The following is a 24,028-nucleotide window of genomic DNA, read 5'->3' as shown; positions in this document are numbered from 1 at the left end:
AAGCGGGCTTTTGCTGCGCAGCGGCGAAACTCTGCCGAATCTCCGCGCATGCTGCGCTTTCGAAGGCAATCCACTGGCGGATTGCCGCAGTTTCAGACGCTTGGCAAGCGGAGTTTCGCTCGCATTTCAACTGCCGCCAGTAAAATAGGCGAAATAAGAATGCAGGGCGCGTGATCGGTGAGTCGATCTGCCGCTTCACCCAGCGGCCCGCCCCCGACAATCACCGCTTCGGCGCCGTCCCGGTGCGCGAGCTTCGCCGCGCAAAGCAAGGCAGCGTCGAGCTTTTCCGGATCGGCTGACAGGGCAACCGGATCGCCCGCGGCGAGGTAAGTTCCAATGTATCGCCCCTGCGCACCGGAATTGTTCATCAATCTGTCGATGCTTGTTTCCAAGGCAGGCGTGTGGGTCACCACCGCAAAAGCGCGCCCCCCGTGACCCGCGGCGCGCGCCGCCGCAGCGCCGATCCCGACTACGGGAACCCGCAAGCGCGCCGCCAGCGCCTCCCGCCCCGGATCGCCGAAAGCCGAGACGATGACCCCCGCGAACTCCGGCCCTACGTCCGCGTCAGCCACGTGCTCGGCCGCCTTTGCCAGCGCCTCGGGCGTGGTGAGCAGCGGCGGGCCCGCAGGCGCGGTCCAGCCGCTCACCCGTGGCAGCACGCGCCCGGCGATCGCGCACATGACGCGGGTCGTGTCGGCGTTGCTGTTGGGGTTCATCAGCAGGACGCGGGGGGCGGTGTCGCTGTCAGCCAAGCTCGACCGTCGCCTCGATCTCGACCAGCGCGTTGGCAGGCAGCGAAGCGACGTTGACCGCGGTGCGCGCGTGGCGTCCGGCATCGCCCCAGAGGTCGATGAAGAGCTGCGAGGCGCCGTTCACGATCATCGGCCCGTCGCCATAGCCCGGCGGCGCCGCGACGAAGCCGCCGAGCCGCACGACGCTGGACACCCGCTCGAGCGAGCCGGCCACCGCCTTGATCGAATAGAGCAGATTGAGCGCGCACATGCGCGCGGCATCCTGCCCGGTCTTCACGTCGAAGCCGTGGGGCACCGGGCCGAAGTACTTGGGCACCCCTTCCCACTCGCAGATCTGCCCCGAGAGGAACAGCAGGTTGCCGCTGATCTTGCCCGGCAGGAACAGCGCCCGCGAGGGCGCCGAGGGCGGCAGCGCCAGCCCCATCTCGGCGAGTTTTCTTTCGATCTTGTCCATTCGTCCTCCGTCAGGTCGCCGCCTCAGGCCGGAACCGGGCTGTCCGCAACGATCCGGCAGGCCAGCGCCAGCAACGAGAGGTCCGAGCCCCGCGGCCCGATCAGCGACAGTCCGAAGGGCGCACCGTCCACCGTCCCGGCAGGAAAGACCACCTGCGGCAGCCCCGCGAGCCCGGCGACGCAAAGCAGCCGCGAGCAGTCGTGGCGGAAGCGGTCGAAGACCTCGAGCGGCGGGTCGAGCTTGAAGGGCGCGTCATGCACCACCGGCGCGAGGATCACCCCGGATGGCCCCAACAGCGCCTCGACATGCGCGGTGAAGGCGCGGCGCGCCGCCTGCCCCCCGGCTATCTCGGCCCCGGTCAGCGCCTCGGCGGCCGCGGCGCGCTGGCCGATGCCCCGCGCCAGCGGCATGCCGCTTTGGCGGATATAGGGCAGCACCCAGTCGCGGGCGTCAGCGCCGATGGTGCGCAGGAAGGCGTCGTAGGCAGCCTCCACCCCCTCCGGGTAGATGCTGACATCCCGCGCCGGCAGATCGCCGAAGCGGGCCTCCCAGACCGAGAGCGCCTCGGGTCCGAGCTGCGCCAGCATGTCCAACGGGCGCAGGAACTCGGGCGCGTCGGGCAGAGGCGCGGTTTCGCCGTCCAGCAGCACCGCCATGGCGCGCAACAGCGTTTCGCCGTCGCGGGCGAAAAGCCCGCAGGTGTCGTAGCTTGCCGCCAATGGCTGCGCGCCGTCGAGCGAGATGCGCCCGTGGGTCGGACGGATACCCCAGATGCCACAATAGCTCGCCGGGGCACGCACCGAGCCGCCGGTGTCCGAGCCGATGGCGATATCCGCCAGCCCGCCGGCCACCGCCACCGCCGACCCCGAGGAGGAGCCGCCGGGCATCCGGTCCGGCGCAGCCGGATTCACCGGCGTGCCGAAATGCACGTTCATCCCGTACATCGACCAGGCCAGTTCGTCGGTATGGGTCTTGCCGACGAACCGCGCCCCCGCGTCGAGCAGCTTCTGCGCGGCGGGGGCGGTCCTGCCGTGGATGGGGCTTGCCGCCAGCCGCAGCGGGCAGCCCGAGCTGGTGCGGTAGCCCGCGACGTCGAAGATGTCCTTCACCGCCAGCGTGAGCCCCGCCAGCGGGCCCTCCGCGGCGCTGTCCACAGGCTCCGGCTCATAGGGCATGAAGCAGCGGTAGGGGTCGTGCTCGATCAGCATGGCGTTCCCGTTACTCCGCCGCAACGGCGGGCTCGGCCTTCACGCAGGCGACACGACGGCGCGGAGATGGTGTGAAGACAGGAGGCAGCGCGGCCCGGCACTCCGCGGTCGCATGGGCGCAGCGCGGCGCGAAGGAGCAGCTGTCGGGCTTGGTCTCCAGCGAGGGCGGCGCGCCGGGAATGGCGTTGAGCCGCGCGCCGCGCTCGACGTCGTGAAGGTTCGCGGCCAGCAGGCCTTGGGTGTAGGGATGTTTGGCCGACTTGATGATCTCGGAGGTTGTTCCCTCCTCGACGATCTGCCCCGCATACATCACCGCCACACGTTCCGAGATTTCCACCGCCACGCCAATGTCATGGGTGACGAAGATCACCCCCATGCCGAACTCCTTCTGCAATTCGCGCAGCAGCAGAAGGATCTGGATCTGCACCGTCGCGTCGAGCGCCGTGGTCGGCTCGTCCGCGAGCAGCAGCCGCGGCCGGCAGGCCAGCGCGAGGGCGATCATCACCCGCTGGCGCATGCCGCCAGACAGCTCGTGCGGGTAGTTGTGCAAACGCCGGTTGGCCGAAGGGATGCGCACCCGGTCGAGCATGTCGAGCGCGGTCGACATGGCGTCGGCTTTGCTGACGCCCTTGTGGCGCATCACCGACTCGGCGATCTGGTGGCCCACGGTATAGACCGGGTCGAGCGCCAGCGCCGGTTCCTGGAAGACCATCGAAACCTCGCCGCCGCGGTACTTCTGCAGCTTCTTGCCAGAAAGGCTCAGAACGTCGGTGCCGTTGACCTCGATCTTGCCCTCGATCTCGGTGCGTTTCGGCGGCAGCAGGCCCAGCAACGCCTTCAGCGTCACCGATTTGCCCGAGCCGGACTCGCCCAAGAGCGCCAGCGTCTCGCCCTGTTCCATGCTGAGCGAGACGTCGTTGATCGCGTGGACCGTGCGCTTGCCCTTGAAGCGCAGCGTGAGGTTCTGGATGTCGAGCAGCTTGGTCATTTGCCCTCCTCCGCATTCGGTGCGGCCGTGGGGGTGGTGCGCGCGGCGGTCCAGAAGACCTCGCGCTTGGTTTGCGTGCAGCGTCCGGTGAAGATCATTGCGGCACCCCCTGCCCGGCTTTTGGATGACCCGAGGTCGCATCGTGAAGGTGGCAGGCCGCAAGGTGATCGGCGTTGCCCGAAAGCCCCATCAGCTTCGGCACCTTGGTCTTGCAGACCTCAGAGGCGAAGCGGCAGCGGGTATGGAAGCGGCAGCCCTTGGGCGGGTCGATCGGGTTCGGCGGATCGCCCGCCAGCGGCGGCTCCTGCGTGCGGTTGTCGGGATCCATCGACGGCATCGCCGAGAACAGCGAGCGCGTGTAGGGGTGCGCCTGCTCGCGCCAGATGCTGTCCACCGGGGCGACCTCGACCACCTCGCCGAGATACATGACAAGGATGCGGTCAGAGATGTAGCGCACCACGTTCAGGTCGTGGCTGATGAAGATGTAGGTAAGGCCGAACTCCTTGCGCAGGTCGGACAGCAGGTTCAGCACCTGCGCCTCGACCGACTTGTCGAGCGCCGAGACCGCCTCGTCGAGCACCACCAGCCGCGGCGACATGGCCAGCGCGCGGGCGATGTTCACCCGCTGGCGCTGGCCGCCCGAAAGCTCGTGCGGGTAGCGGTGGGCAAATCGGTCGGGGTCGAGCCCGACGCGCGCCATCAGGCTGCGCGCCCGGCCATTGGGATCGTCGAGCCCCTGCACCTTGGCGCCGAAAGCCACCGAGTCCTCGATGGTCAGGCGCGGGTTGAGCGAGGCGTAGCTGTCCTGAAAGACCATCTGCACATCCTTGCGCAGGTCCTTCAGTGACAGCCGCTCGCCAAGCCCCTGCCCGTCGAAGATGATCTCGCCCTTGTCCCGCTCGATGAGCCCGATGAGCAGCCGCGCGGTGGTGGACTTGCCGCAGCCGGATTCGCCGACGATGCCCAGCGTCTCGCCCTTCTTCACCTCGAAGGACACGCCGTCCACCGCCTGCACCACCGCCTGCGTGCGGCCAAGCACGCCGCCGCGGACGGGGAAGTGCTTCTGCAGGTCGCGGACGATGACCAGCGGCTGCCCCGGGCCGCCCTTGTCGCGGCTCTCGGGGGCGGCGGTTTTCGGTTTGATCGCCTGATCTTGGCTCGGTGACAGGTCAGTCGCGGACATTCATCGCGCTCCTCAGTCCGTCGCTCAGCAGGTTGAGGCAGAGCGAAGTGATAAAGATCATCACCCCCGGCAGCGCCGAGAGCCACGGGTTGATGTAGATGGCCGAGCGCAGCGTGTTCAGCATCAGGCCCCACTCGGGCTCGGGCGGGCGCACGCCGATGCCGAGGAACGACAGGCCCGCGGCAAGGATCATGCACACCGAGGTCAGCGAGGTGGCATAGACGAAGATCGGCGAGAGCACGTTGCCGATCACATGCACGCGGATCACCGTCCAGGCGTTCGCCCCGGTGGCCCGAGCCGCGTCGATATAGTCGAGCGCGCGCACGCCCGAGGTGACCGCTTCGGCGACGCGGGTGATCGGCGGGATGAAGACGATGGTTAGCGACACGAGGCTGTTGACGATCCCCGCCCCCAGCGCGCCCGAGATGGCGATGGCCAGAAGCACCGAGGGGAAGGCGAAGAAGACATCCACGATCCGCATGATGATGGTGTTGGTCATGCCGCCGACGTAGCCGGCGACGATGCCGAGCGCCGAGCCGATGAAGAAGGCAAAGACCACCGGCATCAGGCCGATGAACAGCGTCAGGCGGCCGCCGTAGATCAGGCGTGCCAGCATGTCCCGCCCCTGCTCGTCGGTGCCCAGCAGATGCCCCTCGGTGCCGAGCGGCTTCAGACGGGCGATCATCGAGCCCTTGTAGGGATCGGGCAGGCCCAGGTAGGGCGCGAAGAGCGCCGAGAGGATCAGCAGCAGCACCACGCCAAGGCAGATCATCGAGACCGGGTCGCGCACCACGCGCGATCCCACGCCGGACCAGTAGCCCTGCGGCTTCTCGACCTTGGCGCCCTGCATGGTGTCGGATTCAGCAAGTGCCATGGGTCAGGTCCTCTTGATGCGCGGATCGATCGCGGCCTGCGCCACGTCGACGATGAGGTTCATCGCCACGAAGAACAGGGCGAGGATCAGGATCGTGCCCTGCAAGAGCGGAAGGTCGCGCTGGAAGATGGCGTTGGACAGCAGGAAACCCGAGCCCGGCCAGTTGAACACGGTCTCGATCAGGATCGAGCCGCCGAGCAGGTAGCCCAGCTGCAGACCCATGACCGACAGTGCGGTGGCGGCGGCGTTGCGCGCCACGTGGCGCAGCACGTCGCCGCGGCTCATGCCCTTGGCATAGAGCGCCTGCACGAAGTCCTGCGTGAGGATGTCCCCGGCCAGCGCCCGCACGGTGCGCGCGACGATGCCGATGGGCACCACGGCCAGAGTCACGGCGGGCAGAATCAGGTGACGGATGTGCAGCCAGTCCCAGGCCCAGCTCTGCGAGCCGCCCGGCCCCGCCCCCATCGAGGGCAGCCAGCCGAGGTTCACGGAAAAGATGATGACCAGCACGATGCCGAGCCAGTAATTGGGCACCGACACACCGGTGATCGACAGCGCGGTGACCGCGCGATCCAGAAGCGTGTCGCGGAAATAGCCAGCGAGGAAGCCGAGGAAGATGCCGATCGGAAAGGCGATGACCGCGGCGCTCGCGGCCAGCAGCAGCGAGTTCTGAACCGCGCCGAAGACTTCCTGCGCGACCGGGCGACCGGTGGCGATGGACTTGCCCATGTCGCCCTGCACCAGGTTGCCGACCCAGATCGCGTATTGAACGGGCAGCGGCTTGTCGAGGCCATAGGCGGCGCGCATGGCGGCCTGCTCTTCGGCGGTGGCGTCGATGGGCATGATCGCGGTGAGCGGATCGCCCGGGGCGATCTGCACCAGCATGAAACAGATGACCGACACCCCGAAGGCCACGGGCAGCACGAGGATGAGGCGACGGAAGAAGTAGCTGAGCACGGGTTGCGGTCCCTGGCTTGAAGTGATCCCCGCCGCGACGCGCGCGGCGGGGAGAAACCCTTGCGGGGCTTACTCTTCGATGGTGATCGACGAGAAGTTCTGGTACCAGTTCTGCGCCTGAACGAAGCCCTTCACCTTCGGCGCCATGGCGCGCGGTGCGACGTCGTGGGTGACCATGAGGAACAGCGCGTCATCGACGTATTTCTCATGCGTCTTGCGCATCACCGCGTCCTGCGCCTCGGGATCGAAGGTGTTCTTGATCTCCGAGAACAGCGCCTGCATCTCGTCGTCGCAATAGTGGCCCCAGTTGGTGCCGTTGGGCGCGATCAGGTTGCAGTCGAGGTGACGGATCAGGCCGGTGAACGGGTCCTGCAGGAAGTAGGTGAAGTTCACCGACATCGCGCCATCGACCGAAGGGTCGGCCGCGCCGGCGCGCCACAGGTTGATCATCTGGTTCCACTCGACGACCGAGAACTCGACGTCAATCCAGATCTCCGCAAGGCTCTGCTGGACGTATTCGTTCATCGGCAGGGGCAGCATCTGGCCCGAACCCGACGGCGAGATCAGCGCCTTGACCGCAAGGTGGTTATCGGGGCCGTAACCGGCCTCTTCCATCAGCGCCTTGGCGGCGTCGAGGTCATAGGAGATGTCGAACGAGGGCTCACCGAACCATTGCGAGCTCGGCGGCAGGAAGCCCTTGGCCGGAACCATCAGCCCGCCAAGCAGCGGTGCCATGCCTTCGCGGTCGATGGCGAGGTTGGCCGCCTTGCGCACGCGGATGTCGTTCCAGGGCGAGCCCTCGAGGCGCGACAGGTGCCAGGTCCAGTTATGCGGATAGGCGTTCGAGGAGATGACGAAGCCGTTGCCTTCCATCGCCGGGATGGTGTCGGGCGCCGGGGCCTCGATCCAGTCCACCTGACCGGAGAGCAGCGCCGCCGAACGGGCGTTGGGCTCGGGCAGCGGGATCAGCACCATCTTGTCGAGCTGCGGCACCCGGGTCTCGTCCCAATAGGCATCGAAGGGCACCAGTTCGGCGCGCTCGCGCGGCACGAAGGTCTCCAGCTTCCAAGGGCCGGTGCCCGAGGGGCTGCCCGCGACCTTTTCCCAGTCCTTGTCCATGGCTTCCCAGTTCGCCTTGGACGACATCAGGATCCAGGTCATCTGGTAGGGCAGCGTGGCGTCGGGTTCCTTGGTGACAATCTCGAGCGTGTAGTCATCCACCGCGGTATAGGACGCCACCGCCGGAATGCGCGACTTGCCCTGCGCCGACTGGCGCGGATCGTACTGCTCGGCGCTCTCGTCGAGGATCTTGTCGAGGTTCCAGACCACGTCCTCGGCGGTGAAGGGCGCGCCGTCATGGAAGGTGACACCCTCGCGCAGCTTGAAGGTCCACTTGGTGTTGTCTTCAGGGTCTACCGACCATTCGGTGGCCAGACCCGGGATCAGGACCGACGGCTTGTCGGCGCTGGTCAGATCCCATTCAATCAGCGAATCGTAAACCGTGTAGCCCATGAAACGCATGCCCTCGCCGCCCTGGTCGGTCTGACCGGTGGTGAGGGGAATGTCGGCCGCGGTCATGCCGATACGCAGCGTGCCCTGCGCCATCGCCGCACTGGCCATGGTGGCAGCAACGGCGAGCGCCGCGATGCCTGCTTTCAGACGAAGCATTGGAACCTCCGAGTTTTCCCTGTTGTTCGGCCGGCCATTCCGTTCAGCCGGTCCTCAAACAATTTGACGTGACCTCCCGGGCTTGTGCAGCCGGTCACCGGGCGGCTGAAATCTTGGACGCGGAAATCGTCGAATTCTGCGCAAAAAACTCTCACTTCGAGCCCGCACGCCTAGCAATCAGGCGCTCTGAAATCATATTTGTACGAACAAAAGGAGATCCAATCGCGCCAGTTCAGCCGTTGCGGATTAGCCTCACGCGTGAGTAGAAAATTTCAGATGACGCTCGCGTAACCTTTGGAAAGGTCCACCGGGGTACGTAATTATCCTGCAAACGCGAACCGAGAGCCGACATAAGACGAAAGGCGATTATCGAGTGTTCACAAGACGCCACATGCTCGCTGGTGTTGCCGCGATGGCCGCGACGCCCCTTTCCGCCCAAGCCGCGACGCTGGACGGCGGGCAGTGCTGGCGCTTCTGGCGCGCACGCTTCGTGCAGCCGGACGGGCGTGTCGTCGACGATCTGCAGAACGCCACAAGTCATTCCGAAGGCCAGGGCTACGGCTTGCTTCTCGCGCAGGCCTATGGCGACGAACGGACCTTCCGTCACATCGAGGAGTGGACCGACCACAACCTGGCGATCCGGCAGGACTCGCTCATGGCCTGGCAATGGGTGCCGCGCCGCCGCGACAACATCGAAGACTGGCACAATGCCACCGATGGCGACCTCTTCCGCGCCTGGGCCCTGTTGCGCGCCGCCCGCGACAGCGGCTGGTGGCACTATCGGGACAAGGCCATCGCCATCGCGCGGGACATCGCCGATCTCTGCCTCGCGCCCGATCCGCGCGCGCCCGAGGAGCTTCTGCTCAAACCCGGCGCGGAATCCCGCGCAACGCCCGAACGGGTGCTGTTCAACCCCTCCTACATCATGCCGCGCGCGCTGCGCGAGCTGGGCATCGCCGCCGAGGACGAACGGCTGATCCGTGCCGCCGACCATGGCGAGACGGTCCTTGCCGAGTTGTCGCGTGAGCCGGTCATCCCGGATTGGATCGACGTGACCGCCGAGGGCTTCGCGCCGCCGCAGGAGCACGCGCTGCGATCGAGCTACGATGCCCTGCGGGTGCCGCTCTATCTTGCGTGGTCCCGCCGCAGCCGGAATCCGGCGGTGACCAAGATGCTCGCCCAGTTCGACAGCAGCGGCGCACCCGGCAAGGTCGTGGTGAGCGCCGATGCCACCGGCCGTGTCCGCGACGTATCGGACTACGCCGGCTACCGGGCAATCGCCTCGCTGGCTCGCTGTGACACCATCCCGGCCGTGCAGGCCCGCGATTCCGCGCAGAGCTACTATCCCGCCACGCTGCAACTTCTCGCCGGTCTGGCAAAACGTGAACAGGGGTACTGCGAAAGGCCCTGATCTGGCCACAATGGCACGTGATAGACCCTGCGGAACCGCCCTTGCGTAATCGGTGCCGACCATCGGCTTGCACCTCGCGGGGGCCTGCGATGTAATGCCCTGAGAAACAGGCATAAAAAGGCGAGCAGGATATGAAATACACCCGTCTTATCATCGGGATAGCCGCCATTCTCCTGACGCTCTGGGTGATCGTCGGCGAACAGATGACCGCGGCCAGCGCCAATGCAGTCGTCAATGCTCCCGTGGTGACCCTGCGCAGCCCGATAGCCGGCGAGATCGAGCTGCAGGGCCATGCGCTCGGCGGCCGGCTCGCGCAGGACGAGCTGCTCGCGACGATCAGCGACCCGCGTGCCGACTCCACCCGCCTCAATGACCTCCAATTCGAGCTCGACAGCGTCGATGCAGAGAACACGCGCCTGCAGGGCGAAATCTCGGCGCTCAGCAAGTCGCGGGACGCGCTGGCGCAGCGCACTGCCGCCTTCACCAGCGCACGCAGCGAGGAGTTGGAGGCCGAACTTGCCGAGGCGAAGGTCCGGGTCGAACTGCTGGAAAGCGGCGAAGCCGACACCGCCGCGACCGCCCTGGCGGATGCCGTGCAGGTTGAGCAAAGCCGCCGCCCCGGCGAGCCGAACACCCGCGACCTCGCCCTGTCGCATGCCCGCGAGAGGGTGCAGACGCTGCAAATCGCGCTCGATGCACTGCAAAGCGGCGTCTTCCTCGGCGACGGCTACAACGATGCTCCCTTCTCCGAGCAGCGTCGCATCCAGCTCGATGCAGAGATCGCCCAGCTTGGCTCGGCACGTTCGGAGGCCAGCGCCCGCCGGGCGGCGCTCGAGCGCCGCATCGCCCGCGCACGCCAGACGATCGGCCTCAACTCGCGCGTGGAATTGCGCGCCCCGTCGCGGGAGATGCTCTACTGGGAGGTTCTGCAGGCCGATACGGTCGATGTGCAGCGCGGCGACCCCGTGCTGCGGCTGGTCGATTGCGGCCAGAGCATCGTCACCCTGTCGGTCACCGAACGGGTCTTCAACACGCTGCGCGTCGGCCAGGATGCCAGCTTCCGTTTCACCGGCCAGTCCAAGCTCTACCCGGCCACCGTCGGCCGGCTGGCCGGCAGCGGCGCGCGCACGGTCTACGCCAACCTCGCCATCGCGCCGAGCGAGAAGCACCTGGAACGTTACGACGTCACACTGCTGGTGCCGGATCTGAACGCCGATGCCGAGATCGGCTGCGCCGTCGGCCGCACCGGGCGCGCCTTCTTCGACGGCCGCCCGCTGGATCTGTTCCGCGGCTGGTTCGACTGACGTGGCCCCCTTTCCCCACCTCGGAGAGCTGGGTTCGAGCGGCGCCTACCTGCTGCTGGTGGCTGGCATCGGGCTGGTGCTGCCCTTCGTTGTCGACCCGACCCGCACCCGCGACCGCGCGATCCTCTTCGCCGCCGCCTTCATCTTTGCCGCGCGCTACGCCTGGTGGCGCGGCACTGAGACGCTCGCCCCTTTCGGCCTGACCGTCGACGCGGCGCTGAGCTACATGCTCTACGCGCTGGAGCTGCTGACGCTGATCGGCTCGCTCAGCGCCTTCGTCCTCCTGGCACGCTTCAAACAGCGCAGCGACGAGGTCGAGGAGCATGCGCATTGGTGGGGCGAGAAGGAGCCGAAGGTCGCGGTGATGATCGCCACCTACAACGAGGACCGCGACATCCTCGAGCGCACCATCGTCGGCGCCAAGTCGCTGCGTCACAAGAACAAGGAAATCCTCGTTCTCGACGACAGCCGCCGCGACTGGCTGCGCGACTACTGCGCCGAGCAGAACGTGCGCTACATGCGGCGCCCCGACAACAAGGGTTCGAAGGCGGGCAACATCAACCACGCGCTCGACCGGTTGGCCGAGGACGCCGAGCCGCCAGACTTCTTTGCCGTGCTCGACGCCGACTTCGTGCCGCACCGGGGGTTCCTGTCACGCAGTCTTGCGCTGTTCCATGATCCCAGCGTCGGCCTCGTGCAGACCCCGCAGCACTTCTTCAACGCCGACCCGATCCAGCACAACCTCGGGCTCAGCGCCTCCTACCCCGACGAGCAGCGCTTCTTCTTCGACCACATGCAGGCCTCGCGCGATGCCTGGGGCATCGCGATCTGCTGCGGCACCTCGTCGATCTGCCGCTGGGACGCGGTGCGCGAGCTGGGCGGCTTCCCGACCGAGAGCGTCACCGAGGACTTCATGCTCACCATCGCGCTGCAGAACATCGGCTGGCGCACGGTCTACCTCAACGAGCCGCTGACCGAGGGGCTCGCCCCCGAGGGGCTCAAGGAATACATCACCCAGCGCGCGCGCTGGTGCCTCGGGCTGATGCAGATCGCCCGCTCCTCCGTGGGCCCGTTCAGCAAGACCAACCTGCGCCTGCGCGACCGCTGGAGCGTGATCGACTCGGTGTTCTTCTGGGCCACCAGTTTTCCCTTCCGCATCGCCGCGATCGTCTTCCCGCTGCTCTACTGGTTCTTCGGGATCACCGTCGTCGACGCGCGGCTCGCAGATGTTCTGATCTACTTCGGCCCCTATTACGTCTGGGTCACCATGGTGATGAACCTGCTGTCGCGCGGCCTGATGATCCCGGTGTTCCACGACGTCAGCCAGCTGATCGGCGCGATCCCGATCACCCGCGCCGCCTACGCCGGGCTGTTCCGCCCCAAGGGGCACAAGTTCTCGGTCACCGCCAAGGGCGGCGACCGCTCGCGGGTGGTGGTGCAATGGCGGCTGATGGCCCCCTTCGCGACGGCGCTCATCCTCAGCGTGGTCGGACTTTGCATCGGCATCTTCAACGACAACTTCGCGATGAATGATGCCGGCGACGGCAAGTGGGTGATCTTGTTCTGGACGCTCTACAACATGATGGTGCTCTCGGTGACCTGCTTCACCTGCGTCGAGCTGCCCCGCTCGGAATCGCATATGGCCGACAAGCCCGAGCGGATCACCTTCAGCGCGGACGGCAAGACCGACGAACTCTGGCTGTCTTCGCTGACGCTCGACACTGCGCGACTGCGCGGCAACCGCTACCCGCAGCAGACCCAGGGCATCCTACACCTGCCCGACGTCGGCGATATCGAGGCCTATGTCATCGCCCCGACCACCGACGGCGCGCGCCTGCAGCTGGTGCCGACCGACGCGCAGCGCGAGGCGCTCTTCGTGCGCTTCTACGCCGAGGGCGATGCCCCCGGCGTTGTCTCCACGCGCACATCGGCGGTGATCGCCGACATCGCCCGGCGTATCAGCTTCGGCCTGCCGGGCTGAGCGCCCGGCATCGCGCGACGCGGCTCAGAAGGTGTTGATCGAGAAGCCGATGAAGAACTCCTCGGACTCGAAGCGATAGCCGGCACGCAGGCTTACCGGCCCGTCGTAACGCTTGTTCACCGCCAGAGTGGTGTCGCTGTAGCTGTCGCTTCCGCCGGTCGAGAGCTCGGTGCCGAAGCCCGAGTTGCCCCAACCGGTGGACGCCAGCAGGAACCAGCTGTTGTCGATGCTGTTGACCTCGGCAAGATAGTAGAACGAGCCCCAGGAAGTCGGCATCCAGCGATCGAGCGAGGCCCGCAGGCCCAGCTCGTAATCGTCTTCCTCACCATCCTTGAAGACCCCGCCGAATGCCGGGCCAACCTTGAAGCTGGCGCCGAAAGGCGTGTCGAACCCGTAAAGCGCGCTGCCGACGACCGAAGCGCCCCCGTCCCAGTGGCTGACGACGCCGCCATAGGTCAGCCGGTCCCGGTTCACCGCCAGCACCGCACCGGAGGTGCTCTTCGCCTGCTCGATCTGCACGAAGGTGCCGTCCGCAAGCGCGGGCACCGCGCTCAGGACAAGCGCCGCCCCGCCGAAGGTGCCGGTGAGTGTCCCGATGAGTTTCCCGGTGATGTTCATGGCTGGGTCCGTTTTCTGAAACTGCTCTCCGGATCTGTGCCCGGCTTTTACCGAGCTTCGCAATGCAAGCCCGGCGATGCAAGAGCCGGGACACGCCGCCGACGAAAGCCCGCGCATGACACACGAGGGGCGGAGGTTTCCCCCCGCCCCTCGCCAAACCTCTCGACCGAAGGTCGCGCGTCTCACGCGCCTTCGAGCGCGGCCTTCGTTACGCGCCCTCGAGCGCGATCGCGATGCCCTGGCCGACGCCGATGCACATGGTGGCCAGCGCCTTCTGGCCGGGCTTCAGCTCCAGCGCGGCGGTGCCGGTGATGCGCGCGCCCGACATGCCCAGCGGGTGGCCAAGCGCGATGGCGCCGCCGTTCGGGTTCACCCGGGGGTCGTCGTCGGCGATACCCAGATCGCGCAGCGTCGCGAGGCCCTGCGAGGCAAAGGCCTCGTTCAGCTCGATCACGTCGAAAGCGTCCTGCGTCAGTCCGAGACGGGCCATCAGCTTCTTCGACGCCGGCGCCGGGCCGAAGCCCATGATGCGCGGCTCGACGCCAGCCGTGGCCCCGCCGACGATGCGCGCGATCGGGGTCAGCCCGTGCGCCTTCACCGCCGCTTCCGAGGCGACGATCAGCGCCGCGGCCCCATCGTTCACCCCCGAGGCGTTGCCCGCCGTCACCGAGCCGCCCTCGCGGAACGGCGTCGGCAGCTTGGCGAGCTTCTCCAGCGAGGTCTGGCGCGGGTGCTCGTCGGCATCCACCACCAGCGGATCGCCCTTGCGCTGCGGGATGGTCACCGAGGTGATCTCCTGCGCGAGGCGGCCATTGGCCTGCGCAGCCGCCGCCTTCTCCTGCGACCGCATCGCGAAGGCGTCCTGGTCCTCGCGCGAGATGCCGAACTGCTCGGCCACGTTCTCGCCAGTCTCGGGCATGCTATCCACGCCGTATTGCGCCTTCATCAGCTTGTTGACGAAACGCCAGCCGATGGTGGTGTCGTAGATCTCGGCAGAGCGCGAGAAGGCCGAGCTGGCCTTCGGCATCACGAAGGGCGCGCGCGACATGCTCTCGACGCCGCCCGCGATGGCCAGCTCGATTTCGCCCGCCTTGATGGCGCGCGCCGCCGCGATGATCGCATCCATGCCCGACCCGCAGAGGCGGTTGAGCGTGGTGCCCGGCACCGTCACCGGCAGACCGGCCAGCAGCGCCGACATGCGCGCGACGTTGCGGTTGTCTTCGCCGGCCTGATTGGCGCAGCCGAAGTAGACCTCGTCCACCGCCGACCAGTCGATGTCGTGCTTGGCCATGAGCGCCTTCAGCGGGATGGCCCCGAGATCGTCGGCGCGCACCGAGGACAGCGCGCCGCCGAAGCGGCCGATGGGGGTGCGGATGTAGGAACAGATATAGGCGTCAAGCATCTCAGAGCTCCGGGCAGACAAGGTCGGCCACCTCGCCTTCGACATGCAGCGGGGCACCGGTGAGGGCCTGCAGGTCGTCGAAGGAGATGGCGGGGATTTTCTCGCGCAGGACGAACTTGCCGCCCTCCACGTCGACCACCGCCAGCGAGGTGTAGATGCGGGTCACGCAGCCCACGCCGGTCAACGGCAACGAGCAGCTGGCCACGAGCTTGGGATCGCCCTTCTTGGTGACATGGTCGGTCAGCACCGCCACGCGCTTGGCGCTCTGCACCAGGTCCATCGCGCCGCCGACCGCGGGCACGCCGCCCTTGCCGGTGGACCAGTTGGCGAGGTCACCGTTCTGCGCGATCTCGTAGGCGCCGAGGATGGCCACGTCGAGATGGCCGCCGCGCACCATGGCGAAGCTGTCGGCGTGGTGGAAGAAGGCGGTGCCGGGCTTGATGGTGATCGCCTTCTTGCCGGCGTTGATGCAGTCCCAGTCTTCCTCGCCCGGCTTCGGCGCCTCGCCGAAGTCCAGCACGCCGTTCTCGGTGTGGAAGATCGCCTGCTTGCCCTCGGGCTGGAACTTGGCGACCATCTCGGGGAAGCCGATGCCGAGGTTGACGTAGGCGCCATCCTCGATGTCCTGCGCCGCGCGCCAGGCGATCTGGGCGTTGCTCAGCTTGATGGCGGAAATGTCGATCATGGTATCGCTTGCAGTATCGCTCATGGGTAGACGGCCTCCGCCCGGTTCAGCTCTTCTTCCTGTGCGGGCTTTGCCACCTCGACCACCGAGCCGACGAAGATGCCCGGAGTGATGACATGCTCGGGATCGATGCCGCCCAGCGGGACGATCTTCGAGGCCTGCGCGATGGTGTGGGTCGCGGCCATGGCCATCACCGGATTGAAGTTGCGCGCCGCCATCCGGTAGGTCAGGTTGCCATGCGGATCGGCCAGCTCGGCCTTGATCAGCGCATAGTCGGCCTTGAGCCAGCGCTCGCGGACGTAGTGCTTGCTGTCGAACTCCTCGGTCGGCTTGCCCTCGGCCAGCTCGGTGCCATAGCTCGTCGCGGTGTAAAAGGCGGGGATGCCCGCGCCGCCTGCCCGGATGCGCTCGGCGAGCGTGCCCTGCGGCACGATCTCAAGCTCGATCTCTCCGGCGAGGTAGGCCTCGGTGAAGACCCGCGGGTCGGCCGAACGCGGGAAGGAGCAGATCAGCTTCTTCACCCGTTTCTGCTCGATCAGCGCCGCAAGGCCGACATGGCCGTTACCGGCGTTGTTGTTGACGACGGTCAGGTCCTTGGCGCCGTGGTCGATCAGCGCGTGGATCAGCTCGATCGGCGCGCCGGAGCCGCCGAAGCCTCCGATCATCACGGTGGCGCCGTCGGGAATGGCCGAAACGGCCTCCGCGGCGCTGGCGATGGTCTTGTCCATGAAAATCCTCCTGTGGGCGCGGATCGCCCTTGGAACGGGAAATATGACCCGGCAGTGATAGGAGCCATGGTTTTCGTGCGCATGTTGACATTTGTTCATACTCTGACGCAGATCGTGCGCATGTTGAACAAACCGACCGATTACATCGCCTCTCTGGCGAAGGGCCTGCAGGTGATCGAGTGCTTCCGCGCAGAGACGCCGCGCCTGTCGATCGCCCAGGTTTCCGAGGCCACCGGCCTCGACCGCGCCACCGCGCGGCGCTGCCTGCTGACCCTGCACCGGCTCGGCTATGCCGATTACGACGGCAAGTTCTTCCAGCTCACCCCGCGCGTCCTGCGGCTCGGCATGGGCGCGCTGGCCGCCCTGCCCCTGCCGCAGCTGGTGCAGCCCTGGCTCGACCAGCTTTCGGAACAGATCCACCAGTCGAGCTCGGTGTCGATCCTCGACGAGACCGAGATCGTCTACCTCGCCCGCGCCGCGCAGCGGAAGGTGATGAGCATCGGCCTGATGCCCGGCTCGCGCCTGCCCGCCCATTGCACTTCGATGGGCCGGGTGCTGCTCGCTGCCCTGCCCGAACCGGAAATGCGCGCCTTGCTCGAGCGCTCCGATCTCACCCCGCGCACGCCGCTCGCGCTGACCGATCCGGTGGAGATCGCCGCGCGCATCGCGCAGACCCGCGATCAGGGCTATGCGATCATCGACCAGGAAGTGGAGATGAGCCTGCGTTCAATCGCCGTGCCGCTCTACAACGCACATGGCCGGGTCGTCGCCGCGCTGAACACCGGGCTGCCGGCGATGCAGGCCGAGCCCGAGGAGTTGGCGCGGGACTACCTGCCGGCGTTGCTCAAGGTCCAGGCAGGGCTGCGCCGCGTGCTGCCCTAGGCGCTTTCATCTTTCTCCAAATACTCATGCCGCGCCTGCCCCGCCCGTGCGACCCGAGTATTTGGAGAAAGATGAAAGCCAAGGGACAGCGCGCAGTCCGGTCCGGCCACGAAAAAGGGGCGAGGGTTTTCCCCGCCCCGATTTCATGAGTCGGTCCTGTGGAACCGCTTGGGTCAGTTGTCCTCGATGGTCAGAGCCACGAAGCGCGGATCACCGCCACGGCGCACCAGCAGCAGCAGCGACTTGCGGCCGGCGTCCTTTGCCTCGGCGATCTTGTCCTCGAGATCCTCGATGCTGAGCACTTCCGCCTGACCGGCCTCGGTGATCACGTCACCGCTGCGCAGGCCCTTCTCGTAGGCTTCGGCGGCGGGATCGACGTCGGTGACGGCAAGACCTTTGGCGGTATCCGCGAGGCCCAGCTCGGCGCGCAGCTCGGCGGTGAGCGGCGAGAGCGTGAGGCCCATCAGGTCGCGGGTCGCCGGCGCTTCGGGCGTGCCCTGCTCCTGCGAGGCGGGCACGGTCTGGGCGGTTTCCTCGCGGCGGCCGAGCGTCACGAGCAACGTCTCGGTGTTGCCGTTGCGGTTGACCACCACGCGGACCGACTTGCCGACCTCGGTGTTGCCGACGATGCGGACCAGCTGGCGCGTGTCGGTGACCGGCTTGCCGTCGAAGGAGACGATCACGTCACCCGACTTCATGCCGGCATCCATCGCCGGACCCTCCGGCACGTCCGAAACCATGGCACCCTCGGCGACGTCCAGACCCAGCGCCTCGGCCATGTCCGGGGTCACGTCCTGGATGCGCACGCCAAGCCAGCCGCGGCGGGTCTCGCCGTACTGCTTGAGCTGGTCGACAACCTTGGTCACCACGTTGGAGGCCATCGAGAAGCCGATGCCGATCGAGCCGCCATTGGGCGAAAGGATCGCGGTGTTCACCCCGATGACGTCGCCGTTCATGTTGAACAGCGGGCCGCCCGAGTTGCCGCGGTTGATCGCCGCGTCGGTCTGGATGTAATCGTCATAGGTGCCCGAGAGCGCCCGGTTGCGCGCCGAGACGATGCCCGCCGAGACCGAGAAGCCCTGGCCGAGCGGGTTGCCCATCGCCATCACCCAATCGCCGACCTTGGAGTCGTCCGAGTTGCCGAACTTCACGAAGGGCAGCGGCTCTTCGGCCTCGACCTTCAGCAGCGCAATGTCGGTGTTGGGATCGGTGCCCACCAGTTCCGCGTCCAGCTCCTTGCCGGAGAAGAACTCGATGGTGATCTCGTCGGCGCCCTCGATGACGTGGTTGTTGGTGACGATATAGCCGTCCTCCGACACAACGAAGCCCGAGCCGAGCGCCGAGGAGCGGCGTGGACGATCCCCCTCGGGGCCGCCGTTCGGGCCCTGGAATTCGCGGAAGAAATCTTCGAAGGGCGAGCCTTCGGGCACGATCCCCTGCGGACCGGTGCGGCCGGCGACCATGGTCGAGGTGGTGATGTTCACCACCGAGGGGCTCACGCGCTCGGCGAGCGACGAGAAGCTGGACGGCGCGCTCTGCGCCTGCGCCATGACCGACTGCGAGACGATCATGAACGCCGAAACCGTGGCCAGCCAGAACAGCCGCGCCGGGTTCGCCCCTTCCGTCATTGAACGTTTTTCTGGTTTCACAGGGAACTCCTTCTGTTCGGCGGCTGGCGCGCGGCCCCCCGCGCGGCAAGGCCGCCTCCTCATGAACAAGCGTAACATAGGACCTAACCGGGGCCACGAAAGAAAAGGTTTCAAGCTTTCAAGCGCATGTGACATGCCAGTGAAAGATCACTCATGCAGAAATGCAAGGCAGCGGCAGCGCGCGCCGCCGCACCGCCCGGAATGCCCGCTCAGCCGGCGAACCGCTTGGCGATCCAGAGCAGCACAACGCCTGTAACAATGGTCACCAATCCCAGCGTCCGCCGCGTCTCCAGCGGCATCTGCCGCAGCGCCTCGAGCATCCGCTCGACAAGCGAAGGGGCCAGTGCGTACACCAGCCCCTCGATCACGAGGACCAGAGCGATCCCCGTCAGTATGTCGCTCCCGCTCACTCGGTCGCGGTGCCGGTGGCAGCAGGCTCTGCACTCTGGGTCGCGGCGGGCGGCACCGGGGTGCCGATTTCGCCCTGCGACTTGAAGTACTCGAAGAACTCGCCCTGGGGCGTCATGACCATCGAGGAATTGCCCGTCGCGAGCGATTTCTCATAGGCCTGCAGCGACCGGTAGAAGGCGAAGAACTCCGGGTCCGCGCCATAGGCCTCGGCGAAGATGCCGTTGCGCTCGGCGTCGGCCTCACCGCGGATGATGTCGCCATCGCGGTTGGCTTCCGACTGCGTCTCGACCACGGTCCGGTCGGCCAGCGCGCGCACGCGCTGCGCGGCCTCGTTACCGCGGGCGATCTCGTCGGCGGCTTCGCGTTCACGCTCGGCGCGCATCCGGGCGAAGGTCGCCTCGAGGTTCTGCGACGGCAGGTTGGTCTGCTTGAGGCGCACGTCCACCACGTCGAGACCCAGCGACAGCGCTTGCTGGCGGGACTGGTCACGGATGCGGTTGGTCAGCCCGCGGCGATCCGTCGAGAGGATCACGTCCGAGGTGACCTGATCGGCACCCAGCACTTCGCGGATCTGCGCGTTGAGGATGCCCGACAGGCGGTCCTCGGCGGTACGCAGCCCGCCCACGCCGACGGCCTGGCGGAACCGCACCACATCGGAGATGCGATAGCGGGCGAAGGCATCCACCACGAGGCGGCGGTCATCCGACGGCGTGACCTCGATGGTCTCGGTGTCCAGCGACAGGATGCGGTCGTCGTATTTCACCACTTCCTGGATCAGCGGGATCTTGAACGCGAGGCCCGGCTCTTCCTTGACGGACTTGATCTGGCCGAACTGCATCACCAGCGCCTTCTCGCGTTCGTCGACGACGAAGATCGACGAAAGCGCGATGACCGCCAGGACGACGACGACGGGCAGCAAATAGGTCGATTTGCGCATGTCAGTTGCCTCCCTCGGTGGTGGTTCGGCTGCGGTTCAGCTCGTTCAGCGGCAGGTAGGGCACGACTCCGCCCTCGCCGGTCAGACCCTCGTCGAGGATGGTCTTGTCGACGTTGCCCAGGACCTTTTCCATCGTCTCGAGGTAGAGACGGCGGCGGGTGACCTCGGGGGCCTTGGCATATTCCTCGCGCACGGCCGAGAAGCGGCTGGCTTCACCCAGCGCCTCGTTGACCACGCGGGCGCGGTAGCCTTCGGCCTGCTCGCGAATCTGCGCGGCGCTACCACGGGCCTCGGCGACCACGCGGTTGGCGTAGGCGTCGGCCTGGCGTTCGAGGCGGTCGCGCTCCTGCTCGGCGGCCTGCACCTCGCGGAAGGCGTCGATCACCTCGCGGGGCGGGTCGGCCGTGTCGAGGTTGATCCGCACGATGTTGATGCCGCTCTCGTACTCGTCGAGCGTTGCCTGGATCTGCTCGCGCGCGGTGTCGGCGATGATGCCGCGATCGCGGTTGAGGATCGGCGCAAGGTTGCTCGCCGCGATGATCTCGCGCATCACCGCTTCCGACACCGCCTGCACGGTCAGCTGCGGGTCGCGGATGTTGAACAGCAGCTTCGCCGGATCGTTGATGTTCCAGACCACCTGGAACTCGATGTCGACGATGTTCGCGTCGGTGGTCAGCATCAGGCTGTCCGCCGGGTCGCGGCCATTGCCGATGGTCTCGGTGCGCTCGGAGGTCACGTTGACAACCTCATGCGTCACGAAGGGCCAGGGCGCGAAGTTCAGACCGGGATTGCCGGTCGAGGAATACTTGCCGAGGAAGAGCTCCACCGACTGTTCCTCGGGGCGCACGGTGTAGAAGCTCATCCACGCCCAGACGCCGATCGCCGCCAGCGCGGCGATCGCCACGGTGCCGCGGTTGAACTTCGGCCCGCCCGAGCCGCCGCCGGTGCCGCCGGTGTTGCCACCAGACCCGCCGCGTCCGCCCATAAGCACGCGCAGACGCTCCTGACCCTTCTTCATCAGCTCGTCAATCTCGGGGATCTGCGGATCCTCGGGGCGCTTGCCCCCGTTTCCGCCGCCGCCACCGCTCGGGGGCCGGCCTCCGCCTTGATTGCCACCGCCGCCCCAGGGGCCGCCGCCGTGTCCTGCCATTAGGTTCCTTCCCTCTCACTCACTTGTCCGTGTCTCCCCTACCTGTGCATTAAGCCCGCAGATTCAAGCGCTGCGCACAGGGTTCCGCATGGTGACCATCTCTTCGGCCATGGTGGGGTGCACCGCCACGGTGCGATCGAAATCTTCCTTGGTCGCGCCCATCTTTACCGCAATCCCGGCCAGCTGGATCATCTCTCCGGCATTCGGTGCGACGATGTGGCAGCCCAGCACCTTGCGGGTCTCCTTGGAGACCACGAGCTTCATCATCACACGGTCGGGACGCCCGGCAAAGGCGGTCTGCATCGGCCGGAATGAGGTCGCGTAGACCTCGATCGGCTCCTGCTCGGCCGCCTCTTCCTCCGACAGGCCGATGGTGCCGAACTCGGGCTGGGTGAAGACCGCCGAGGGGATCAGCTCGTGATCGACCTTGGTGGGGTTATCCTTGAACACCGTCTCGACGAAGGCCATGCCCTCGCGGATCGCCACCGGGGTGAGGTTCACGCGGTCGGTGACGTCGCCGATGGCGTAGATCGAGGGCACTTCGGTCGCGCTGTATTCATCCACCACGATCTCGCCCTTGCGGCCGAGCTTCACGCCGGCCCCCTCGAGGCCCATGTCGTCGGTGTTCGGCGCACGGCCGGTGGCAAAGAAGACCTGATCGTAGACCTTCACGTCGCCATTGGTGCCCTTGACGAAGATCGGCCCTTCGCCCGGCTTGCCGCCGCTGTGGTCGGCCAGCATCTCCTGCATCGAGGCCCCCATGGAGACGCCCGTCGCGGCCTTGCCCTCGAGATCCTCGGCGGTCGCGCGGCGCATCTCGACGATGTCGGTGCCGCAATGCAGCTGCACGCCGTTCTCGATCATGCTCTCGGCGATGAGCCCGCGGGCCTGCTCGTCGAAGCCGCGCAGGACCTGCGCGCCGCGGTAATATTGCGTCACCTCGACGCCGAGGCCGTTGAGAATGCAGGCGAACTCGCAGGCAATATAGCCGCCGCCGACGATCAGCACCGACTTCGGCAGGGTCTCGAGGTGGAAGATGTCATCCGACACCAGACCCAGCTCGGCGTTGGGGATCTCCGGGCGCACCGGCCGTCCGCCGGTGGCGATCAGGATGTGCTTGGCGGTGATCGTCTCGCCGGTCGACAGCTCGACCGTATGCGCGTCCTTCACCTTGGCCCGGGCGTCATAGGAGGTCACGCCGGAGTTCTTCAGCAGGTTGCGGTAGATGCCTTCGAGCCGGTCGAGCTCGGCATTCAGCCGCTGCTGGAAGTTGCCCCAGTCGAAGCTGCCCGCCTCGATGTCCCAGCCGTAGCCCTTGGCGTCCTCGGCAACGGTGCCGTATTCGGACGCGAAAACCATCAGCTTCTTGGGCACGCAGCCGCGGATGACGCAGGTGCCGCCGTAGCGGTCTTCCTCGGCCAGCGCCACCTTTGCCCCGGCCTCGCCGGCGGCCACGCGCGCCGCCCGGACGCCACCGGACCCGCCGCCGATGACAAAAAGATCGTAGTCAAAATCGCTCATGGCTCGCCTCATAGTCTGTCGGGCGAGAGGTAGACCACAGGCCGCTACGGAAGGCCAGAGGCGGCGGGCCGGGATGGCATCGGGAGAGGCGCGAGAGGTGAGCAGGCCGCCGGTCGAGTGCCGGCCCGTGGGGTGGCGCTGCGACGCCCGAGGTGCGCGCTTTATCCTGACCAAGTCCGCCGGGCAGTGGAACATCGTGCCCCGGCACTCGCCCGGCACTCGCCCGGCAGCCTGCGGCCTGGATTGCCAGCGGGAGTGTTGCACTGGTCTTCAACGAGAAAGGCCGCCCGAACGGGCGGCCTCTGATCTCTCCCGGCCAGCAGCGCCGTTACAGCCCCGCCGCTTCCGTCAGATCGACTTCGGTCACGCTGACCTCGCCGCTTGCACCGTCGCGCAGCTCGGCCCGGCCGTCTTCGAAGCCGATCACCACCTTGTCGCAGATGCCGAGGAACAGCCCGTTCTCCACCACGCCGGGAATTTGGTTCAGCGCCAGCGACAGCGCCTTCGCGTCGCCGATGCGCTTCAGGTGCAGGTCCAGCACGTGATTGCCCTCATCGGTGATGAAGGGCGCGTCGCCGGCCATGCGCAGCGAGGTTTCGCGGCCGTCCACGTCCATCTCCGCCAGCACGCGCTCGACCAGCGTGCGGGTCGAAGCACCGCCGAAACGCAGCACTTCCAGCGGCAGCGGGAAAGCCCCCAGCGTCGCCACGTCCTTGGCCGCATCGGCGATGACGATCATCTGGTCCGAGGCGGAGGCCACGATCTTCTCCTGCAGGTGCGCGCCGCCGCCGCCCTTGATCAGGTTGAGCTTGGGATCGAACTCGTCGGCGCCGTCGATGGTCAGGTCAAGCCAGCCCGCCTCGTCGAGGCTGATCACCTCGATACCCACCTGCCGCGCCAGCTCCGCGGTGCGGGTCGAGGTCGGCACGGCGCGGATCTTCAGACCTTCGTCGCGCACCCGGCGGCCGAGGTATTTCACCAGCCAAGCGGCGGTGGAGCCGGTGCCGAGACCGACACGCATGCCGTCCTCGACGAAATCGGCGGCGCGGCGGGAGGCCACGAATTTTGCAATATCGGTCGGCGAGAGCTCTGCGGTCATCGCTGCGATTCCCCTTTTTCGGATGTCGCGGCGCTTATAGGATCTTCGCACGCGACAGCGATAGGCAAAAGTCCCGCGCCGCCGCAGCGTTTTCCTTCGATGAAATGCCGCAATTCTTCATGTGATCCGACCGCCGCCCGGGCTAGGGTCCGGCGCAACCGCAGCG

The 24,028-nt window shown here is 67.0% G+C and carries 22 protein-coding genes; 4 read left to right on the top strand and 18 right to left on the bottom strand.

Going from position 1 to position 24,028, the window contains the following annotated elements:
- Positions 1–92: 92 nt before the first annotated feature.
- The 8 genes from BM397_RS00365 to BM397_RS00330 all read right to left on the bottom strand — a co-directional run bounded on the left by BM397_RS00365 (position 93) and on the right by BM397_RS00330 (position 8,084).
- Entirely contained in the window at positions 93–752 is a 660-nt protein-coding gene (locus tag BM397_RS00365) for an aspartate/glutamate racemase family protein (RefSeq protein WP_245696124.1), read from the bottom strand.
- The gene (locus tag BM397_RS00360; protein WP_092426674.1) at positions 745–1,206 is read right to left on the bottom strand and encodes a RidA family protein; all 462 of its coding nucleotides are present in this window, start codon (positions 1,204–1,206) and stop codon (positions 745–747) included. The genes BM397_RS00365 and BM397_RS00360 overlap by 8 nt, the downstream gene beginning before the upstream one ends.
- A 23-nt stretch (positions 1,207–1,229) precedes the next feature.
- A complete protein-coding gene (locus BM397_RS00355; RefSeq protein WP_092426676.1) occupies positions 1,230–2,414 on the bottom strand; it encodes an amidase in 1,185 nt (394 codons plus the stop codon).
- A gap of 10 nt (positions 2,415–2,424) precedes the next feature.
- Positions 2,425–3,402 (bottom strand): ABC transporter ATP-binding protein, encoded by a 978-nt coding sequence (locus BM397_RS00350; protein WP_092426677.1) that lies wholly within the window; start codon positions 3,400–3,402, stop codon positions 2,425–2,427.
- 94 nt (positions 3,403–3,496) lie between these two features.
- Positions 3,497–4,585: an ABC transporter ATP-binding protein gene (locus tag BM397_RS00345; protein ID WP_092426679.1), complete on the bottom strand. Its 1,089-nt coding sequence runs from the start codon at positions 4,583–4,585 to the stop codon at positions 3,497–3,499.
- Positions 4,572–5,459 carry an ABC transporter permease gene (locus tag BM397_RS00340; protein ID WP_092426681.1) on the bottom strand — a complete coding sequence of 296 codons (888 nt, stop codon included), beginning with the start codon at positions 5,457–5,459 and terminating at the stop codon, positions 4,572–4,574. Before BM397_RS00340 ends, BM397_RS00345 begins: the two co-directional genes overlap by 14 nt.
- Positions 5,460–5,462: 3 nt before the next feature.
- On the bottom strand, positions 5,463–6,416 hold the full coding sequence (locus BM397_RS00335; protein ID WP_092426683.1) for an ABC transporter permease: 954 nt from the start codon (positions 6,414–6,416) through the stop codon (positions 5,463–5,465).
- Between the two features lie 69 nt (positions 6,417–6,485).
- The gene (locus BM397_RS00330) at positions 6,486–8,084 is read right to left on the bottom strand and encodes an ABC transporter substrate-binding protein (protein ID WP_092426685.1); all 1,599 of its coding nucleotides are present in this window, start codon (positions 8,082–8,084) and stop codon (positions 6,486–6,488) included.
- A gap of 391 nt (positions 8,085–8,475) precedes the next feature.
- On the opposite strand from BM397_RS00330, the gene BM397_RS00325 reads away from it, so the two are divergent.
- The 3 genes from BM397_RS00325 to BM397_RS00315 all read left to right on the top strand — a co-directional run bounded on the left by BM397_RS00325 (position 8,476) and on the right by BM397_RS00315 (position 12,780).
- A complete protein-coding gene (locus tag BM397_RS00325) occupies positions 8,476–9,495 on the top strand; it encodes a family 8 glycosyl hydrolase (protein ID WP_245696125.1) in 1,020 nt (339 codons plus the stop codon).
- 131 nt (positions 9,496–9,626) lie between these two features.
- Positions 9,627–10,799 (top strand): HlyD family secretion protein, encoded by a 1,173-nt coding sequence (locus BM397_RS00320; RefSeq protein WP_092426686.1) that lies wholly within the window; start codon positions 9,627–9,629, stop codon positions 10,797–10,799.
- A 1-nt stretch (position 10,800) separates the two neighbouring features.
- Positions 10,801–12,780, top strand: coding sequence for a glycosyltransferase (locus BM397_RS00315; RefSeq protein ID WP_092426688.1), 1,980 nt, complete (start codon positions 10,801–10,803; stop codon positions 12,778–12,780).
- A gap of 24 nt (positions 12,781–12,804) precedes the next feature.
- Here the strand turns inward: BM397_RS00315 and BM397_RS00310 are convergent, their stop codons facing one another.
- From BM397_RS00310 to BM397_RS00295, 4 genes are all read right to left on the bottom strand, one after another.
- A complete protein-coding gene (locus BM397_RS00310) occupies positions 12,805–13,398 on the bottom strand; it encodes a hypothetical protein (protein ID WP_092426689.1) in 594 nt (197 codons plus the stop codon).
- Between the two features lie 208 nt (positions 13,399–13,606).
- On the bottom strand, positions 13,607–14,800 hold the full coding sequence (gene pcaF / locus BM397_RS00305) for a 3-oxoadipyl-CoA thiolase (protein ID WP_092426691.1): 1,194 nt from the start codon (positions 14,798–14,800) through the stop codon (positions 13,607–13,609).
- Position 14,801: 1 nt separating this feature from the next.
- A complete protein-coding gene (locus tag BM397_RS00300; RefSeq protein ID WP_092426839.1) occupies positions 14,802–15,485 on the bottom strand; it encodes a 3-oxoacid CoA-transferase subunit B in 684 nt (227 codons plus the stop codon).
- 20 nt (positions 15,486–15,505) lie between these two features.
- Positions 15,506–16,213, bottom strand: coding sequence for a 3-oxoacid CoA-transferase subunit A (locus BM397_RS00295; protein ID WP_092426693.1), 708 nt, complete (start codon positions 16,211–16,213; stop codon positions 15,506–15,508).
- Between the two features lie 120 nt (positions 16,214–16,333).
- Here BM397_RS00295 and BM397_RS00290 point away from each other — a divergent pair, with 120 nt between their 5' ends.
- A complete protein-coding gene (locus BM397_RS00290) occupies positions 16,334–17,095 on the top strand; it encodes an IclR family transcriptional regulator domain-containing protein (protein WP_092426841.1) in 762 nt (253 codons plus the stop codon).
- A 173-nt stretch (positions 17,096–17,268) separates the two neighbouring features.
- Here BM397_RS00290 and BM397_RS00285 read toward each other — a convergent pair whose 3' ends face one another.
- The 6 genes from BM397_RS00285 to rpiA form a co-directional block, all read right to left on the bottom strand.
- The gene (locus BM397_RS00285) at positions 17,269–18,723 is read right to left on the bottom strand and encodes a DegQ family serine endoprotease (RefSeq protein WP_092426694.1); all 1,455 of its coding nucleotides are present in this window, start codon (positions 18,721–18,723) and stop codon (positions 17,269–17,271) included.
- A 230-nt stretch (positions 18,724–18,953) separates the two neighbouring features.
- A complete protein-coding gene (locus tag BM397_RS00280; protein ID WP_092426696.1) occupies positions 18,954–19,154 on the bottom strand; it encodes a DUF2065 domain-containing protein in 201 nt (66 codons plus the stop codon).
- Positions 19,151–20,092 (bottom strand): protease modulator HflC, encoded by a 942-nt coding sequence (hflC, locus tag BM397_RS00275; RefSeq protein ID WP_092426698.1) that lies wholly within the window; start codon positions 20,090–20,092, stop codon positions 19,151–19,153. Before hflC ends, BM397_RS00280 begins: the two co-directional genes overlap by 4 nt.
- A gap of 1 nt (position 20,093) precedes the next feature.
- Entirely contained in the window at positions 20,094–21,242 is a 1,149-nt protein-coding gene (gene hflK / locus BM397_RS00270) for an FtsH protease activity modulator HflK (protein ID WP_092426701.1), read from the bottom strand.
- Positions 21,243–21,305: 63 nt separating this feature from the next.
- Positions 21,306–22,763 carry an FAD-dependent oxidoreductase gene (locus BM397_RS00265; protein ID WP_092426703.1) on the bottom strand — a complete coding sequence of 486 codons (1,458 nt, stop codon included), beginning with the start codon at positions 22,761–22,763 and terminating at the stop codon, positions 21,306–21,308.
- 328 nt (positions 22,764–23,091) lie between these two features.
- Positions 23,092–23,862 carry a ribose-5-phosphate isomerase RpiA gene (gene rpiA, locus BM397_RS00260; RefSeq protein ID WP_092426705.1) on the bottom strand — a complete coding sequence of 257 codons (771 nt, stop codon included), beginning with the start codon at positions 23,860–23,862 and terminating at the stop codon, positions 23,092–23,094.
- Positions 23,863–24,028: the final 166 nt, after the last annotated feature.

This window comes from Alloyangia pacifica, assembly GCF_900116195.1.
GTDB classification, from domain to species: domain Bacteria; phylum Pseudomonadota; class Alphaproteobacteria; order Rhodobacterales; family Rhodobacteraceae; genus Salipiger; species Salipiger pacificus.
This window is presented reverse-complemented; position numbering and strand designations above follow the sequence as displayed.